The sequence below is a fragment of the Lentibacillus populi genome, from assembly GCA_014642895.1.
Taxonomy (GTDB): Bacteria; Bacillota; Bacilli; order Bacillales; family Amphibacillaceae; genus Lentibacillus_C; species Lentibacillus_C populi.
The window spans coordinates 21,894-39,420 of record BMJD01000041.1; the positions used below are offsets into that span (position 1 = coordinate 21,894).

Here is a 17,527-nt window from a genome sequence, read left to right on the forward strand (position 1 = left end):
CTTGCATGACGTCTGACAACCTGTTAAAATCAGGTTTGGAATTCGTATTAATTGAAAGCATTTGCAATCATGTATGCATTCTACTAATTAATTAAAGGGAGGCTTAACATCCGTGGATATTCTTCTAGGACTGGCAGCAATCATTATTGTCCTCGGAATTGCATATTTAATGTCGAATGATAAGCAAAACATCAACTACAAAGCCATCGTTGTTATGCTTGTTGCACAGCTGATTATCACGTGGTTTATGTTTTCGACAGAAATCGGGAAAAACATTATTAATGGTATTTCTGCAGGGTTCAATAAATTAATTGAATTTGGTACGGAAGGAATTAATTTCGTTGTTGGCGGCATTACAGTTGGGGAAGGTGGCGTATTTTTCTTTAATGTATTGTTGCTTATCATCTTTTTCGCAACCATTTTGTCTGTACTGACGTATTTGAAAATATTGCCTGTAATTATTAAATATTTTGGCGGACTTATCTCGAAAATCACCGGATTGCCAAAGGTGGAATCATTCAACGCCGTCAATAGTATCTTTTTCGGTCAGTCAGAGGCGCTGCTTGCGATAAAGACACAGTTTCATCATTTGGACAAGAACCGGTTATACATTGTTAGTGCTTCGGCTATGGGGTCTGTATCGGCATCTATCGTTGGCTCTTATTTACAGATTCTCCCGCCGGAATATGTTTTGGTTGCACTGCCATTAAACATGTTTAGTGCCTTAATGATCTCTTCCATGATCGCTCCAGTTAAAGTACCGAAAGAAGAGGATCATGTAGATATAAAAGATGTCTCCCAGGACAGAAGTATTTTCGAAGCAATGGGGAATGGTGCACTTGATGGTGGTAAGATAGCATTAATCGTTGCAGCCATGCTTATTGCGTTCATTGCTTCCCTTGAGCTTGTGAATTGGCTGATTCAGTTTATTTTTGCCGGTGTGACACTGCAGGAAATTCTCGGATATATTCTTTCACCGATTGGAATGTTAATGGGGATTTCGCCGGGTGAGGTAATTCGTGCCGGTGGCGTTATGGGGACCAAAATTGTAACAAATGAATTTGTCGCCATGCTTGAATTCCAGAAGATGCTTGGCAGTATGTCGGAAAAAACGATCGGGATTGTTTCGGTTTTCTTGACAAGCTTTGCCAACTTTTCATCGATTGGAATTATCGCGGGGACTGTGCAAGGTATTGATAGTAAAAAAGCGGTGCAAGTTTCCGGGTTCGGAATGAAATTACTGATTGGTGCAACGTTAGCATCCATCTTATCCGCAACGATCGCCGGGTTATTTTTGTAAATTGGTTAACAAAAGCGAGAACACTTGTTAAGGTGTTCTCGCTTTTGTTATGAAGGAACATTGATTCGGTTTATAAAAGAGATTGTAATGATTGGTATTTACAACTATGAATTAAATGAGGCAAATGAAAAAACACCAGCATAATTTAACCGTGCTGTTGGATTGCTAGTTGCTTTTTCTCTTTAGCAAGTTTTTTTTGCAAGTAAAAGAGCCGTGCCAATAGACAAGCTGCACCGAAGCTCAAGCCAATAATGATTCCTACCCAGTATCCAAACGGTTCCAAAGGTGTATAGTTTGCAAGTAAAAAGCCACTTGGCAAGCCAACGCCCCAGTATGAAACCAATGAGATCACCAGGGTAAGATTGACGTCTTTGTAGCCGCGTAATGCCCCTTGGATCGGTGCTCCGAACGCATCTGCCAGCTGGTAGAAAATTGCATAATAAATAAAATGCTTTGTCAGTTCGATAACTTCCGGGTTATCATTGTACATTGCAGCAACCGTGTCATTGAAAACATATAATACGAGACCAGCAAACACGGCAATAAATAATCCGCCGCTGATCCCGATATAACTGTACGTCTTTGCCTCTCCAAGCCGCCTGCCACCAGCCTCATACCCAACGGCGATTGTCAATGCCATACCGACACTGAGCGGGATCATGTATAATAGGGAAGCAAAATTCATCGCAGCCTGATGGGCAGCAATCGTATATGTGCTGTAGACACTCATCAGTAATGTTACTGCTGAAAAAATACTCGTTTCAAAAAAGATGGAAAAGCCAATAGGGATACCGATTTTTAATTGTTCCCACCATTCTTTTAACGATGGTTTCACCCAATTAGAAAAGATCTCATACATACGAAACGGTTTATTTTTATAGATAACACCAAAGGCAATTCCACAAACCAGCCAGTAGGTAATCGATGTTGCAATACCAGCACCAACCCCGCCAAACGCCGGTACACCGAGCTTTCCGAAGATGAATATATAATTAAACAGGACATTTAATGGCAGGGAAGTCAAAATGATCAGCATTGAAACGCGGGTTTGCCCTAGTGCATCAATAAAACACCGTAATGTATTAAAAATAAATAATGGCACAATTCCTGTAACAAGGGAAACCAGATAAAACGTTGCAGTATGTCTGACTTCTGTTTCCAGATCCATAAGCTGTAAAATAGGATTAAGCAGTAAAGCTCCAGCCAAAGCAACTAACAGAGCTAACACAATTGCCAAGTAAATTCCTTGCTGTACTTTGTTCGGTACTTCATGCTCCGATTTTGCACCGGTTAACTGGGCAATAATCGGGGTTATCGCAAGCAGTATTCCATTGATTCCGGTGAAAACTGGCACCCAGAGACTGGATCCGATTGCAACACCGGCAAGATCCGCTGCACCTACCCGGCCGGACATGACGGTGTCAAAGAAGTTCATTAAATACAGACTGATCTGTGTGATCAAAATAGGCACTAATATGATGGTAAAAAGCTTCAATTTTTCTCTTAATGTTGCTGTTTCATGCATATTCCTCTTCCTTTTTTGTTTATTTTCCATTAGGATAGAGATGGATTTCAATACAAATGCAATTATACCGTTTTATCGATAGAAAGGAAGTACATTTTATGAAAAAGAAACGAATCCTTTTTACGGGTGGCGGAACGGCCGGACACGTGATTGTGAATCTGGCTTTAATTCCGGTATTTCAGGAAGAAGGATGGGAGATTGATTATATTGGCTCCAAAACTGGGATTGAACGTAAATTAGTCGAGCAAATGGAGAATGTAACCTATTATCCGATTTCAACCGGGAAACTGAGACGTTACATTTCCAAGGAAAATATCAAAGATCCATTTAAAGTGTTAAAAGGGACGATGCAGGCCTGGCGGATTATCGGAAAGCGTAAACCGTCCATTATCTTTTCAAAAGGTGGCTTTGTATCGGTCCCGGTCATCTTAGCGGCGAAATTGGGGAGGGTGCCGGCAATCATTCATGAATCGGATTTTACCCCGGGACTTGCGAACAAGCTCGCTTTTCCGTTTGCGAAAAAGATCCTGGCAACATTTCCGGAGACGATGAAATTTTTGCCAGAGCAAAAATCCGAATACGTTGGGGCGGTTATTCGGGACGAGTTGTTTCAAGGCAGCCGGGAAAAAGGACTGGAATTATGCGGATTCACCAGCAGCAGGCCGGTGCTGCTGATCATGGGCGGAAGCGGCGGCTCTGAGAAGATTAACAATACGGTCCGTGAAAGCCTTGATGAACTGTTACCGGTTTTTCAAATTGCCCACATTTGCGGAAATGGAAAAATCGATAAAGCAATAAATCGGGAGGGGTACAAACAATTTGAATATGTAAATGAAACATTAAAGGATCTTTTCGCAGCCACTGATTTTGTATTATCACGGGCCGGTGCCAATGCAATTTTTGAATTTTTGGCGTTACAAAAACCGATGCTCCTCATTCCTTTGTCCAAGCAAGCAAGCAGAGGTGACCAGATCATTAATGCAAAATCGTTTATGGAGAAAAAATATGCACGGGTTATGGAAGAGGAAAAGCTTACATCAGATCATCTAGTACAAGAACTTTTCGGGTTAAAAGAACAAGCCCCGGTTATGATCGATTATATGAAAAAATATCAAAGTAAAAAGGCAAAAGAACGTGTAATTGAAATTATTAAGGAGATAGGAAAAAAATAGATTGCCTCCGATAGCAGGTTTAGACAGTATTTCACCAGTTTTGGACAGTAAATGTGCAAAAATAGCAAGTAAATTGTATAAGTTTGACAGTGAACAAATTGGCCTTGTCCTGTTTATTTTAATAATTGGGGACAACGCAAGATATCTGTCCCCAAATATAGAAAGGAAATCGGCACATAAGCCGATTTCCTTTCTATTACTCTTTATTGTACTTAAATGGCCACCAGTTTACTTTGCCAAAGATTCGTACCATAACTGGAATAAATAATGGTAACATTACAAAGGCATACAGGAATAATCCTGTCAGTACAACCGTTGCAATTTGCAAGATTGACAACACACCAGATGGGAGCATTGCTCCAAAGGTTCCACCTAAAATAATGGCAGCTGATATAATGACTGTTCCCATGTTTTTCATGGCTGATAGTAATGCTTCTTTAATATTGCCGTTTTTATATTCATTGAATCGATCCATCACGAAAATACTGTAATCGATACCCAGTGCCATCAGCATCACAAAGGAAAAGAACGGAATAGCCCATGTCAGGCCGTCATATCCGAGCAGCTGGTTAAATACTAATTCGGCAACTCCCATAGAGGTAAAGTAGGTCAAGATTAATGAACCAATCAAATACAGCGGCATTATTAGTGATCGTAACAGGAGGACCAATATGATAAAGATTCCTGCGATCATAAGAAATACGGTACGAGAATAGTCAGCATCCGAAATATTTTGTAAATCATTATTCGTACTGCTAACCCCGCCGAGTTTTGGATCACTCCCTGCTAAGACAGTGTCCTCTTTTGTGTTATTCACCGTATCCTTGATTTTATCCACCATATTAATAGCCTTTGTTGAATAAGGGTTGTGTGATAAGACAACATCAAATTTGACGATTGTTTTATCGTCCGATAGATAGGCTTTTGTTCCTTCGATAAAGTCTTCGTTTTCCAGTGCCTCTTCTGGAATAATGACAATTGGTTTACTTGAATCTGCATCGAATTCACTAAGGTGATCCTGTACCTTGGATAATCCGTCATTGATCTTTTTCAAGCCATTCGAACTATCCCCTAGTCCGCCGGTAAGCTCATCCAATTGCCCCTGCATATCGCTGAAGGCTGTTTTTAATTCTTCCTGGCCTCCGTAGATTTGCGACAATCCATCCTGCAGGCTCGGAATATTGTTGACTACTTGACCTTGGCCATCTGCTGCCTGATTTAATCCGGATTGCAACTGATCAATTCCTGAAATTAATTCACCAATCCCTGCAGCTAGTTTTTCCTGGCCAGCGATGGAGTCAGCGAAACCTTGGTTTAACTTGCTAAATTGAGCATTAACTTCTTGTAATCCTGTTTGCGCACCCTGTACATCTTTTATTTTGTTTTGTAATTGCTCAATTCCCTTTATCGCGCCCTCAGTATACTGAATAGCAGTACCTAGTTGTATTTGCTGTTCTTGATTAAGTTCAGGATTGGAATTTTGTAAAGTCTTTAACTGATCTAATGAACCTTGCATAGCACCTTTTAATTCATCAATTCCCTGAGCGTCAAATTCGCCGCCGCCAACACTTTTTAACCCATCAGCAATGGCCTGATAACCTTGTAATAATTGCCTATTGCCAGCTATTGTCTGATCGAGATTATCCTTAATGGTTTGCAGGTTGGTTTTAATTTCCCCTGCTCCTTGAGAACCAGATTCAATCCCTTGCTGAATTTGTGATAAGGCATCTTTCATGTCGCCAACGCCATTGTTAGCTTCCTGTGTGCCTTGCATCAATTGGTCAACGCCATTTTGTGCATCCTTTAATTGTGGTCCAGACTTTTTCAATTCTGAGGCTGCTTCCTGCAAACCTGCCTGAATTTTTGTGATCCCCTCTGTACTTTGATCAACTCCGTCAGCCAGCATACCAGTTTGTTTATTGGCTTTAAAATCCTCAATGACATCACCAGCGGGTCTTGTCGCACTGCGAACCTGTTCAACACCGTCCATTTGGGCAAGTTCTTGTGACATGTCTTCGATTGCTTGGTAATCTTCTACAGAATCGACTGGCTTATCCGTCTTAAATACAACACTAGTCGGCATCGTTTGCCCTGGGCCAAAGCTATCGGCAATCCAGTTAAATCCTTTCACAGATCCGTAGTCATCACCAATTTCTTCAAGCGAGTTGTACGATTTGTCGCCATCGAACGTTAATAAAAATGGCAGGGTTATGACGGCAACGATAACTAATGCTACTACCGGCCTGCCCCAAGCGAATTTTCCGGCTGTCCCCCAAATCCGGCTTTCCTTATGGGCAACATTTTTATCAAATGGCCAGAACAGTTTCTTACCCAGTACAACTAGGAAAAATGGTACTAATGTAGCTAAGGCAATAAGTACAACCGCAACACCAACTGCAACGGCAACTGCCGATTGATAGAGAGAAAATGTGGATAGCCCGATGGTTGAGAAACCAATTAATACTGCTAATCCAGCAAAGAAAATCGTTTTTCCACCTGATTTATAAGTAGTTGCAACAGCATCTTTGATGGAATCATGCTGGGCGATTTCTTCCTTAAAACGACTGATTAGTAAGATACAATAGTCGGTTCCAATCCCGAACATCACCGCAACCATGAAAATTTGTGTAAACGTTGAAAGCGGAAAACCAGCCGTATCCGCCAAGATCGAGACAATGCCTTGGGCGGCCAGGTAGCTAATTCCGACAGTCAATAATGGAATAAACGGTGCGACAAATGATTTGAACACGACAAACAGGATGATCAAAATTAACCCGACTGTAATAAATTCTGTCTTTTTCAGGCCTTCCTCCGAGTTGTCAAGAATGTCCTGCTGTATCATTTGTTCACCTGTTAGGTAGTGTTCGACATTGATATCATCAACCGTATCATAGATGTTATCGCGAGCCTTATTTACTTCCTGATCTTTTAATGAAACCTGAAATGGAACCATAATCGTTTTCCCGTCTTCTGCCACAGTCTGATCGGCGATTGCCGGATCTTCCCTGAAATCCAGAATATCGGAAATCTGCAGGTTATCCTGATTTTTTTTCAGCTCATCGATAGCTTGTGCGATTTCTTCCTTTTTTGCTTTATCCAGCCCGTCATTATCATGAAAAACAAGTACACTGCTTGCTGAACTGTTATCTTCATCGGCTGACATATCTTCTATTAATGCTTGTGCCTCCTGTGATGTATATCCTTCAGGAACAGTTATTTGGCCTTTTTCCTGTACAAGCTCCTGAAGATTTGGTGCAAAGATAAATAATGAAACTGCCACCGCAACCCATAGGATAGCGATGGGCCAGCGGAATTTGATAATATGTTTCATAATAGTCCCCTTTCTATCGGTTTTCCTTCATTACTTCTGCTAATTTTTCCAGGGAGCAGATAAAGGTCTGAATTTCTTCATCATTAAAGTGTGCAAGCTGTTTGCCAATTTCAGCGTACAGCTCCTTTTCCGTGAAGTTTACCAGTTCTATCCCTTTGGCTGTAACATATAAGTAGACATTACGCCGATCCTTATCGTCACGCTCCCGTTCGATTAATCCCTTATCAAATAAACGGTTTATTTGTGCCGTTACAGCACTTTTACCAATACCAAATGCATGGGCAATTTCCGTTGATGTAGCGTTTTCGTGATTTCGAATATAGTGCAGTGTCGAAAATTGGTCTGTTGTAATATCGGAGTGAATTCTTTCTTTCAATATTCCATTCACACCCCGGTAAATGGTGTTCATTGCTTCTTGATAGCGGTCAATCAATTCTTTTAATTCCATAATCATAATAAAAAAATAAACCTCCTAAGGACAAGATAGTTCAATAAGTGAATAGTTCATATGTAGAACTATTAAATAATAACAATTTTAACGGGATTAAGCAAGAAAATTTTACTCCTTTCACAAAGAAATCATATTTCAGGTTTAAGGATTATTGGGATTGGGAAAAGAGGTGTAAACGGATAGGTATAGGTCGTGAGAAAGTAACAGCGGGGGATTGATAGGTAATTGGTTTCCTGACCAAATGTCGGAAAAATGGAGTTATACAGAGTATTTGATATGATATAGCTAATAGACTATGTTAATGTCGGCTGATCTCGTTTAATCAGCAATAATCTCATATTTTAGCTTGTTAGCACATTTGAGTGTCTAAACTATTTACGATACCATTAATAGTGTTGTTCAGGTTAATCCTTTTTCACTGGAAAGTTTATTTGATTTATTAACCTCAAAAATTACTTGGCATTGCACCCTCTACTGCCTGCGAAAAGCTTTTCAATTTTGTTAACGATAAATAGTCAGTTAATCCAGTGACTAATGGCATCATTAATTTTTTCATTATTGGCAATAGTGCAGAAAACAGGCGGTACCTAAATTTGAATCAACAAGAAAGGGGAAAAGAAATGAAGAAATTCGTATTGTTACTATCCACTGCAATATTGGTAGTGCTTTCTGCCTGCAGTGGTTCAAAGGCTGATGGAGATATAGATAAAATCGTACTGGCAGATGCCGGCTGGGATAGTATTCGTGTTCATAACAGTATAGCCCAAACAATCATTGAGGAGGGCTATGGAATTGATACCGAAGTGACATCCGGCTCGACAGCAGCCACTTTTCAAGGGTTAACGGAAGGGGATATTGACGTTTACATGGAAGTGTGGACCGACAATATTAAAGAAATTTATAATAAAGCACTTGATAAAGAAGAGATTGAAAAAGTATCGGTTAACTTTGACGATAATGTGCAAGGATTATACGTCCCAACCTACGTCATTGAAGGTGACAAGGAAAAAGGGATTGAACCAATGGCACCGGACTTAAAAACCGTGGAGGATTTAAAAAAGTATCCGGAATTATTTGCCGATCCGGCAGAACCTGACAAAGGCCGCTTAATTAATGCGCCGAGTGGCTGGGCAGTTGAACAGGCTATTACGGAGAAAATGGATGCTTATGGATTGAATGATACATTTGTCAACTTTAAGCCGGGATCAGATGCGGCAATCGTATCCTCTTTAACGGATGCCATTAATTCAGGAAAAGCATGGGTAGGATATTATTGGTCGCCTACTGCGGTTACGGCAAAATACGATTTAACCTTGCTGGAAGAACCGGAATACGATAAAGAAGTGTTTGAAGAAACAAAAGCTACCGCATTTCCGCCGAATGATGTGGTTGTAGCGGTAAACAAAGATTTACCTGAGGCGGCACCTGAAGTTGTTGACTTTCTAAGCAATTATGAAACGAGCAGTGCATTAACGGAAGAGGCACTTAAATACATGGATGAAAATGACGCATCCCCGGAAGAAGCAGCAATGTGGTGGATGGAACAGCATGAGGATATATGGACCAGCTGGGTTTCAGAAGATATCGCCAAGAAAGTAAAAGAATCTATGTAAACTCAAAAGCGGAAGTGCCCGTTCAGGGAAGTTAGAAGTTAATTCATCCAAGTAATTACTAGTTTAAAAAGCACGATGAAAAGCAGCCGGTCTTAGGGGCTTGGCTGCTTTTCCAATTAATCTAAAGTGAGGTGAAAGGGCTGTTTATTACAGTCTGCTGATGGGAAGTTTTCCGGATATTACAACAAACCTAGGGGATTATGTTGAAAAAATAGTTGATATTTTGGATACGTCGTTAAGCAGTGTTTTTGATTTTATTTATATTGTCTCGTCCCAATTCATTAATGGGATTGAAACGTTTTTACTTTGGCTGCCATGGTGGGCGTTCATTGCCTTTATTATATTAATCGGATGGTATTTTAAGTCATTATTTGCCGGTGTGTTATACGGTGTGTTTGTATTTTTAATTGGCTCATTTGGATTATGGGAAGATATGATGACAACGATCGCGATCGTGATGACAGCAGTTATTATTTCACTCGTACTGGGCGTCCCGCTTGGTGTTTGGATGGCATTTAGTAAAGGCTTTTCCACAGTAATGCGGCCCTTTTTGGACGCGATGCAGACAATGCCGAGCTTCGTTTATTTAATTCCCGCTATCTTCTTCTTCGGACTCGGAAATATTTCAGCAATTTTTGCAACATTAATTTATGCATTGCCACCTGTTATCCGTTTAACAGAGCTTGCTATCCGTGGTGTTGATAAAGAAGTGATTGAATCGGCACAATCGTTCGGCTCGTCAAAATGGCAAATGCTTAGGAAAATTCAATTACCGCAAGCACTGCCAACAATTATGGCAGGGGTAAACCAGACAACGATGATGGCGCTTGCGATGGTTGTCATCGCATCAATGGTTGGTGCCCAAGGGTTGGGAGAGCAAGTTTTGGTTTCTATCAACCGGATTGATATTTCACTAGGATTTGAGGCAGGTATCAGTATTGTATTTTTAGCAATTATTATCGATCGTGTTTCAAGCGGTATTGCGGATAAACTCCAAAAGCATAGGAGGGTGAGTGAATGACTGCAAAGGTAAAATTACAAAACGTATCGAAAATTTTTGGGCCGAAGCCAAAGTCTGTATTACCGAAAGTAAAGGATGGCATGACAAAACAGGAAATTCTGGCAAAAACGGGACATACGGTTGGGGTATATGACGCCTCCATGGAAATTCAGCAGGGAGAGATTTTTGTTATCATGGGGCTGTCCGGAAGTGGAAAATCAACTCTGATCCGTTGCTTCAATTTGCTGAATAAGCCTACAGCAGGATCCATTTTTATTGATGGTGAAGATATCATTCAATACAATAGTGCACAGCTTAAACAGGTTCGTCAGGAAAAAATTGCGATGGTATTTCAGCATTTTGGACTGTTTAACCACCGGACGATTTTGGCAAATGTCGAATACGGGCTGGAAATTCGTAATGTGCCAAAGGAAAAACGTCGGGAAATCGCTATGAAAAATATTGAAAGTGTCGGGTTAAAAGGGTATGAGGAAAAGTATCCCGATCAGCTTTCCGGGGGGATGCAGCAGCGGGTTGGATTAGCAAGGGCACTGGCAAATGATCCGGATATCCTATTAATGGATGAACCATTCAGTGCACTCGACCCGCTAATTCGCAGGGAAATGCAGCTGGAGCTTCTCGATATTCAGGAACGGCTGCAGAAGACGATCATTTTTATCACCCATGATGTTAATGAAGCATTTAAACTCGGAGATCGAGTAGCGGTTATGAAAGACGGGCGTGTCGTTCAAGTCGGGTCACCAGAGGAAATCATTGAAACTCCGGCCAATGAATATATTTCTGATTTCATTAAAGATATTGATCGCTCAAAGGTTTTCCAGGCTGAACATGTCATGATTAAACCGAATGCGTTGGTATCGATGAAAGATGGTTTGAACGTTGCTGTAAAAGAAATGGAAGAAAACAATATTTCCAGTGTGTTTGTGGTAGACCGGCAGCGACAGGTAAAAGGAATCGTCACGATTGATGATGCAATCGCAGGCATTAAGGAAAAGAAGACGTTGGCTGACGTGATGCTGACTGCTATTACAGTCGTTAAACGGGATGAGTATGTCAATGATCTGATTGCCAAAACACTTGAGTCGAAATTTCCGTTAGCCGTTGTAAATGAAGAGGATAAATTAATTGGTTTTATTCTCCGGGTTCATGTATTGTCGGGACTAGTGGCTGATGAGGTCGATGAGAGTGAAGAATATATTGGATAGCAATAGCGGGGACTCCTGAATTTAAAGGGTCTCCGCTTTTTTAATAGTAAAGAAAGTATAGAATTTGCAGTTGTGTGAAATTTTCACTTGGTTTTTTAGAGAAATGCTGAAGTTTGACTGAATTTGCTAAACTGGAGCTGAAAAAAGCTGAAGATTCTTTGGAAGGTACTGAACCAAGCCAGAAAGCCGCTGAACCTCCATGATTATAAACTCAAAAACTGTAATCAACTTAACTTTTCAGTGAGAAAAGCGGAAGCGCCCGTTTAGCAACGTACAAACTGGAGCACTCCGCAATGAGATAAAGGAAACACGGTGAGCTGAGGCCTACAGGACGTAGGTCAGTTCGGTGTTGCGACAGGACGTCGCGGTTTTAACCGAACTTCCCCTTTTACCGATGTTGACTTATCGTAGTGAAGGAGTGTGAAGTTTGCTTGGCTTTAGCGCTGGAGCTGGACATGGCCCTTCTCGATCATGAATTAATATCGCTAAAAACTATATATTTTCTTTACTTTTAAAAAATAGCTTCCTTTAAATGAGACCATTTATTTCATACCTTACCGTTGGAAGTCCGGTATTAGGTGCGATAAACTAGACAACAAAAGGAGTTGTGACAAATGGATATGCAAACAAAAAGGAAATTGAACAATGGAACGCAAATCCCGCAACTGGGATTCGGTGTTTATAAAGTGCCGGCTGAACAAACTTACGATACAGTGGCACATGCACTGGAACTTGGTTACCGGCACATTGATACGGCAAGCTTTTACGGAAATGAAGAAGGGGTAGGCAGGGCAATAAGAGAGTCTGGAATATCACGAGAGGAGCTCTTTGTTACGACAAAGGTTTGGAATGATGATCATGGATTTAATCGTACCTTACGTGCATTTGAAAAAAGTTTGGCCAGACTGGGGCTTGACTATGTTGATCTCTATCTTATTCACTGGCCGGTGCCGGATCTATTTCCGGAAACATGGAAAGCATTAGAGAAGCTTTACCATGACAATGTGACAAAAGCAATTGGCGTGAGCAATTTTCTCGATCATCACTTAAAAACGTTGGCAGCCACCCAGGAGGTAAACCCGGCGGTAGACCAGATCGAGCTTCATCCTAAATTGCAGCAAAAGGATACCGTGGACTATTGCCGAGAGCAGGGAATTGCAGTTGAATCATGGTCACCGTTAGCCAGAGCGAGGTATTTGGACGATCCGCTTCTTGTCCAACTTGGTGAAAAATATAAAAAATCACCTGCTCAGTTCATCATTAGATGGCACCTGCAGCATGATTTTGTCGTCATTCCGAAGTCGACCAATAAGGACCGGCAAAGGCAAAATATGACCGTGTTTGATTTTAACATTGATCAGCATGACATGACATTATTGGATCAGTTGGATGAAGGGTTGCGTGTTGGGTCACACCCAGATAATATTCCGCAGTAGTACAGGGTTTCCCATAGGCATTTTGTGCAAAAGAACAGGCAGAAAACAGCAGCTGTTATCTGCCCTTCCCATGCCGAGCCTGGTTTTACCTTTCCGTCCCATGGCGAAATATTCGTACATTTACATGATAATCAACATGAATATCTGGGAAATAATCATACCATTCCCCTTCTTTAAGCTCACCATTTGGTTTGTTGATCCGGTAGATGGTTCCATAACCTAACGGATCGGTGTTCAGCTCCTGAAGTTTTGCCAGAAGCTGTTCATACTGTTTCTTGATTTCCTTTTCCACCTCTTTCTCCAATTTTCTAACTACCTTTGGGTTGTTCAGTTTAATTTCCTCGGTCAGCTCCATTAAGCTAACATCAAACGTTACTTCTGTACGAAATTTTAGCTTTTGTATATCAGTTATTTTAGATTTGCTCTTACTATTAAGAACAGTTAATAGAGCAAAGAATTTATCTATACCTGTTTCATTTTTCGATTGTGCATCTGTTCTCATCTGCCCTTTAAAAGGTTCTGATGGAAGGGCCACCTCGAGAAATAAATCTCGCAAATCTTTATGGAAAGCACCGATTAAATAGGCCTTTTCAATTGGTAACTGGCCAACCATTTTATCATCCTGAAATAAGGCAAGTGACGACAGAACCGGTTTATCATTGCTAATCGACAGTATTGGCAGAAATGGATCCTGTCCTTTGTCAAAGTAGAATCGCAAAAAGTCTTGCAAATTAACGCGTGGTATTACATTGTTTAAAATATTTCGTTCTAAAATATAGTGTAAATATAGTCCAGTATTTACGTCAGCGTGCTTTTCAGCTTTGTAAAGCAGTTCCTTCGCGGTTGTATCACTTATCGCTAATAGCATTGTGTCTGATACACGGGCATCACGGATTAGTGTATCCAAATAGCGCAGCACTCCCTTTTCGGCAGTTTCTCTTCCGTATACTTCCAATTTGGATGATCCTGGCGTCAAGCGGAAGTCTGTTTTACGATTTGCATCTATCCGAGCTTGTTTAATTGTATTAGCTCTGCCGGTTACAATATTAGAATATTCTTTCTGTTGTGCGTTAAATTCAAAGTAGGAAATGGTTGTTTCAATATTATTATCTTCAAGCTTATCCACCCCTCGCGTGAGAATGATCCCCATATCTTCTATTGTTCTTGGTTGGACACAGCCAGACAGTACTATTATTGACGCCAATACTATCAGTTTTTTCACTTTTGATCACTTCCCTTTTTCCTCTTCCGCAGCTTTTTTTTCAGAATGACAAGGGGAAGAAGTATCAACGGATAAATATAAACGACCCAAAAGGCGATATTGGAAAGTGCGTCCGTTAAATTCATTATCCAGTAATGATAGGTAACAAAGCCGCATAATACGAACAGAATACCTGCTGATACGTATAATGTAATCTTTTGCGGAACCTTGTACATTCGCTTTAATCCATAAGTAATGACCCACATTAATAAAATCATATTTGGCAGTGTTACCATCATCCATTCCGCAACAACAATATAATCAAACCGCTCAATAAACGGGAATTTAACAATTTTAAATAAGGATAAGACAGACCACTCCATTTCCTCCATCCGCTGCGGACTAAAGTACCCGATTGAAATGACGGTATTAATGAATACAATAGCTGCGGCCCAGGTTGTCCCCCAATAGACAGGACGCCCCGCTTGTTTTTTGTTTTGAATAAATGGGTAGATAATGAACAGAATCTCAAATCCTGCAAACGTAAATACTGTTTCCCTGGATCCTTTTAATAGTTCCATTACAGATGCATTAAGGACAGGACGAAAATGATCCAATTCAATATTCCTGGCAGGCTCATACAATAAAAGCAGCAGCCAATGAGCAAGAAAAAAGAAAAGGAACACAACGCCGATAATGACACGAATTCCGCCCAGCACACTATAAATCACCAAGGATAATAGTAATACCCCGAGAACCAGTGAACTGATTTCCGGAAAAATAAAAATCTGAATAACTTCAATATAGGTTACCAATACAGTCAATAATGTAACAAAAAAGTAGATAATGTAAAAGGTTCCCAATGCCATGCCAAGCCATTTCCCGAACAAATCAACCTGAATCCCAAAAATATCTGCATTGTCATACTGACGCAGAATCCGAAGCATGACAAATAAGACAAACAGGATGAAAATATATGCGATAATAATGGATATCCATGAATCTTGACGTGCTTCTCTAAAAACATACATTGGAGAACCCATGACTCCAACGCCGATCTGGATACTGCCAATAACAAAAAATAAATAAAATGCACGAATACGTAGGTTTGCTTTTACTTTTAGGTTGACATCCATTGTTTCACCTACTCATCTATGTCATGTTTTCTTTTTGCCTCATTTCCCCCGTAGCGGAGCAAATTCTTTGGCCGAAATGAGAAAAAACGTTTATTCTCATATTGTAATGGCCCACGAAACAGTGTTTTATTTAAATCAGCCCAGCGAAACGGATAAACCGGTGAAAGATATGGGCGTCCTAATGATTTTTGTTTTAATAAATGAATGACGATAAAACATGCACCATACATAATACCAATCAGACCAAATAAGCCGGCTAAAATAATCATGGGAAAACGAACAATACGGACAGTTGTTCCCATCAAATAGTTTGGCGCCGTAAACGATGACAAGGCACTTAACGCCACGACGATAATTAAAATACTGCTCGTTAGTCCAGCCTGCACAACTGCCTGTCCGATGATAACCCCGCCAACGATACCGATTGTCTGTCCGACTTTGGTCGGCAGTCTGGCACCGGCTTCACGCAAAAGCTCAATGAGAAATTCCAGGATGATTGCTTCCCAGATCGGTGGAAATGGCACGACGGCTCTTGATTGCCCAAGGGTGATAAGCTCATCTATCGGGATGATTTCATAATGATAGGTCACCGCCGCAACATATAATGGCGTTAAAATAATCGAGAAAAGCATGGCTGCAAAGCGCAAAACTCGTAAAAACGAGCCAAGAGGCCAGCGCATATACATATCTTCCGTTGATTCAAAGAAACTGAAAAAGCTTGATGGCCCAATAAATCCAGTTGGACTATTTTCCGTTAAAACACCGACACGTCCTTGCCTGACAGCATAGCTAAACCGGTCAGGCAATTCGGTGGAATAGAAAATCGGGAAAACAGATAACGATGAATCACCGATATATTGCTGCAGGACGGTACTGTCTTCCAATTCATCGATATCCAAATCCTGCAGTCGCTGCCGCATGGTATTAACATCGACCTCGTCCGCAACCGATTTTACATAAACAATCCGAACTTCGCGTGGATAGCGTTTTCCAATCATTAATTTCTCTAAAACAAGATCTGTCGACCGGATGCTCCACCTGACAACATTCATGTTTGTCACAAGTGATTCAGTAAAAGATATTTGTGGACCAAGGACGACCGTTTCATTTTCTGCGCGATCCAGCTGACGATGTTGTTTTTTTAGCAGTAAGTAAGAAACTGCTTCCGTCTCATCTTCAACATAAATAAATACTTCGCCAATTAACAAACCTTTTAATATATCTTCAAGTGTTTCTTTCGTTGTCCGAGCACCTAAAGGAATTTCATTCTTGATTGATGATGTGGACCATTCATTTTTGCTGCTTAGAAGAGGATCCAGTAAAAATTCCTCCACTTTGTCTGAATTAGCCTGGTAGGATATAAAAAACACTGCCGCCTTTTTACCCTGCTCCTGCTCATATATTGTGAAAAGTAAGTCATCGTTATTTTCAAATTTGCTTTGCATTATCTGCTTTAATTTATCTATTTTAATCGGAAAAATACTATCCGGATTTTTCTTCCGCTGGCGATTTCTTTTCATAGGAACCTCCTGATGAAACTTCTACTGGCGTTAGTATGTGAATAATTGCCTGAAATTATGATGGTATATAAAAATAGGGAAGGGAAAGTACATAAAATCGCAGGACTTGGCAGATCCGAAGAAATATATAGATGAATGTGATAATAAGAGGTTCGGTCAAGTTGCAACTTGATTTTGCCAAAGGTGGAAGTTGGAATTGTTGAACTACAAGAAGAAAAGATTGGAAAATTGTAGAAGGTAATGAACAAAGGCGCAAGCGCCCGTTTAGCGACGTATGGAGTGCGCCCTGCCAAGCAGGGTGGTTCGGTGTTGCCGCGCAAAGCGGCGGGTTTAACCGAACATTCCCACCGTAGGAGATAAAGGAAACATGCCCCTGCAAAAGGGGTAGACGTGAGTTGGACGCAAAGTCCGCTTTTAGTCGGCCTTCCTTCTTACCCGAACCGATGTTGACTTATCGTACGGAGGCGGGTGTTGTCCACTAGTCGCTGGGCGCTGGAGCCGGACGTGGCTTACCCTGCCGAGAGCAGAATAGAGCCTAAATTTATATACTTTTGTATGAAAACACTTATCGAGAAAAGCCAATACAAAGCTAGACCCTTCATCATTCAATTTTTTG

12 protein-coding genes are annotated in these 17,527 nt (G+C 40.8%); 6 read left to right on the forward strand and 6 right to left on the reverse strand.

Annotated features, from left to right (window positions below; all coding sequences use genetic code 11):
* Nucleotides 1-112: 112 nt before the first annotated feature.
* The gene (locus IEX12_RS18455; protein WP_088049600.1) at nt 113-1,300 is read left to right on the forward strand and encodes a NupC/NupG family nucleoside CNT transporter; all 1,188 of its coding nucleotides are present in this window, start codon (nt 113-115) and stop codon (nt 1,298-1,300) included.
* Between the two features lie 145 nt (nt 1,301-1,445).
* Here the strand turns inward: IEX12_RS18455 and IEX12_RS18460 are convergent, their stop codons facing one another.
* Nucleotides 1,446-2,825: an MATE family efflux transporter gene (locus IEX12_RS18460; RefSeq protein ID WP_088049601.1), complete on the reverse strand. Its 1,380-nt coding sequence runs from the start codon at nt 2,823-2,825 to the stop codon at nt 1,446-1,448.
* Between the two features lie 98 nt (nt 2,826-2,923).
* Between IEX12_RS18460 and murG the strand changes: the two genes are divergently transcribed.
* On the forward strand, nt 2,924-3,997 hold the full coding sequence (murG, locus tag IEX12_RS18465; RefSeq protein ID WP_188725649.1) for an undecaprenyldiphospho-muramoylpentapeptide beta-N-acetylglucosaminyltransferase: 1,074 nt from the start codon (nt 2,924-2,926) through the stop codon (nt 3,995-3,997).
* 196 nt (nt 3,998-4,193) lie between these two features.
* Here the strand turns inward: murG and IEX12_RS18470 are convergent, their stop codons facing one another.
* Nucleotides 4,194-7,328 carry an MMPL family transporter gene (locus tag IEX12_RS18470; RefSeq protein WP_188725650.1) on the reverse strand — a complete coding sequence of 1,045 codons (3,135 nt, stop codon included), beginning with the start codon at nt 7,326-7,328 and terminating at the stop codon, nt 4,194-4,196.
* 13 nt (nt 7,329-7,341) lie between these two features.
* Nucleotides 7,342-7,782 carry a MarR family winged helix-turn-helix transcriptional regulator gene (locus IEX12_RS18475; protein ID WP_230856146.1) on the reverse strand — a complete coding sequence of 147 codons (441 nt, stop codon included), beginning with the start codon at nt 7,780-7,782 and terminating at the stop codon, nt 7,342-7,344.
* A 617-nt stretch (nt 7,783-8,399) separates the two neighbouring features.
* Between IEX12_RS18475 and IEX12_RS18480 the strand changes: the two genes are divergently transcribed.
* The 4 genes from IEX12_RS18480 (at nt 8,400) to IEX12_RS18495 (ending at nt 13,054) form a co-directional block, all read left to right on the forward strand.
* Entirely contained in the window at nt 8,400-9,392 is a 993-nt protein-coding gene (locus IEX12_RS18480) for an ABC transporter substrate-binding protein (protein ID WP_088050950.1), read from the forward strand.
* A gap of 160 nt (nt 9,393-9,552) precedes the next feature.
* Nucleotides 9,553-10,413 carry an ABC transporter permease gene (locus tag IEX12_RS18485; protein ID WP_088049603.1) on the forward strand — a complete coding sequence of 287 codons (861 nt, stop codon included), beginning with the start codon at nt 9,553-9,555 and terminating at the stop codon, nt 10,411-10,413.
* Entirely contained in the window at nt 10,410-11,618 is a 1,209-nt protein-coding gene (locus tag IEX12_RS18490; RefSeq protein ID WP_088049604.1) for a quaternary amine ABC transporter ATP-binding protein, read from the forward strand. The genes IEX12_RS18485 and IEX12_RS18490 overlap by 4 nt, the downstream gene beginning before the upstream one ends.
* Before the next feature lie 614 nt (nt 11,619-12,232).
* The gene (locus tag IEX12_RS18495) at nt 12,233-13,054 is read left to right on the forward strand and encodes an aldo/keto reductase (protein WP_188725651.1); all 822 of its coding nucleotides are present in this window, start codon (nt 12,233-12,235) and stop codon (nt 13,052-13,054) included.
* An 85-nt stretch (nt 13,055-13,139) separates the two neighbouring features.
* On the opposite strand, the gene IEX12_RS18500 is transcribed toward IEX12_RS18495, so the two are convergent.
* Genes IEX12_RS18500 through IEX12_RS18510 form a run of 3 tightly spaced genes read right to left on the reverse strand, consistent with a single transcriptional unit; the run spans nt 13,140 to nt 16,911 of the window.
* Nucleotides 13,140-14,276 carry a Ger(x)C family spore germination protein gene (locus tag IEX12_RS18500; RefSeq protein WP_088049606.1) on the reverse strand — a complete coding sequence of 379 codons (1,137 nt, stop codon included), beginning with the start codon at nt 14,274-14,276 and terminating at the stop codon, nt 13,140-13,142.
* On the reverse strand, nt 14,273-15,391 hold the full coding sequence (locus IEX12_RS18505; RefSeq protein ID WP_088049607.1) for a GerAB/ArcD/ProY family transporter: 1,119 nt from the start codon (nt 15,389-15,391) through the stop codon (nt 14,273-14,275). The genes IEX12_RS18500 and IEX12_RS18505 overlap by 4 nt, the downstream gene beginning before the upstream one ends.
* A gap of 8 nt (nt 15,392-15,399) precedes the next feature.
* Nucleotides 15,400-16,911: a spore germination protein gene (locus tag IEX12_RS18510; RefSeq protein ID WP_088049608.1), complete on the reverse strand. Its 1,512-nt coding sequence runs from the start codon at nt 16,909-16,911 to the stop codon at nt 15,400-15,402.
* Nucleotides 16,912-17,527: the final 616 nt, after the last annotated feature.

What these genes read in the sequence shown, in the direction of transcription:
- IEX12_RS18470 (WP_188725650.1), bottom strand. Translation starts at nt 7,328, where the DNA reads ATGAAACATATTATCAAATTCCGCTGGCCCATCGCTATCCTATGGGTT.
- IEX12_RS18505 (WP_088049607.1), bottom strand. Translation starts at nt 15,391, where the DNA reads ATGGATGTCAACCTAAAAGTAAAAGCAAACCTACGTATTCGTGCATTT.
- IEX12_RS18485 (WP_088049603.1), top strand. Translation starts at nt 9,553, where the DNA reads ATGGGAAGTTTTCCGGATATTACAACAAACCTAGGGGATTATGTTGAA.
- IEX12_RS18460 (WP_088049601.1), bottom strand. Translation starts at nt 2,825, where the DNA reads ATGCATGAAACAGCAACATTAAGAGAAAAATTGAAGCTTTTTACCATC.
- IEX12_RS18510 (WP_088049608.1), bottom strand. Translation starts at nt 16,911, where the DNA reads ATGAAAAGAAATCGCCAGCGGAAGAAAAATCCGGATAGTATTTTTCCG.
- IEX12_RS18480 (WP_088050950.1), top strand. Translation starts at nt 8,400, where the DNA reads ATGAAGAAATTCGTATTGTTACTATCCACTGCAATATTGGTAGTGCTT.
- murG (WP_188725649.1), top strand. Translation starts at nt 2,924, where the DNA reads ATGAAAAAGAAACGAATCCTTTTTACGGGTGGCGGAACGGCCGGACAC.
- IEX12_RS18490 (WP_088049604.1), top strand. Translation starts at nt 10,410, where the DNA reads ATGACTGCAAAGGTAAAATTACAAAACGTATCGAAAATTTTTGGGCCG.
- IEX12_RS18475 (WP_230856146.1), bottom strand. Translation starts at nt 7,782, where the DNA reads ATGATTATGGAATTAAAAGAATTGATTGACCGCTATCAAGAAGCAATG.
- IEX12_RS18495 (WP_188725651.1), top strand. Translation starts at nt 12,233, where the DNA reads ATGGATATGCAAACAAAAAGGAAATTGAACAATGGAACGCAAATCCCG.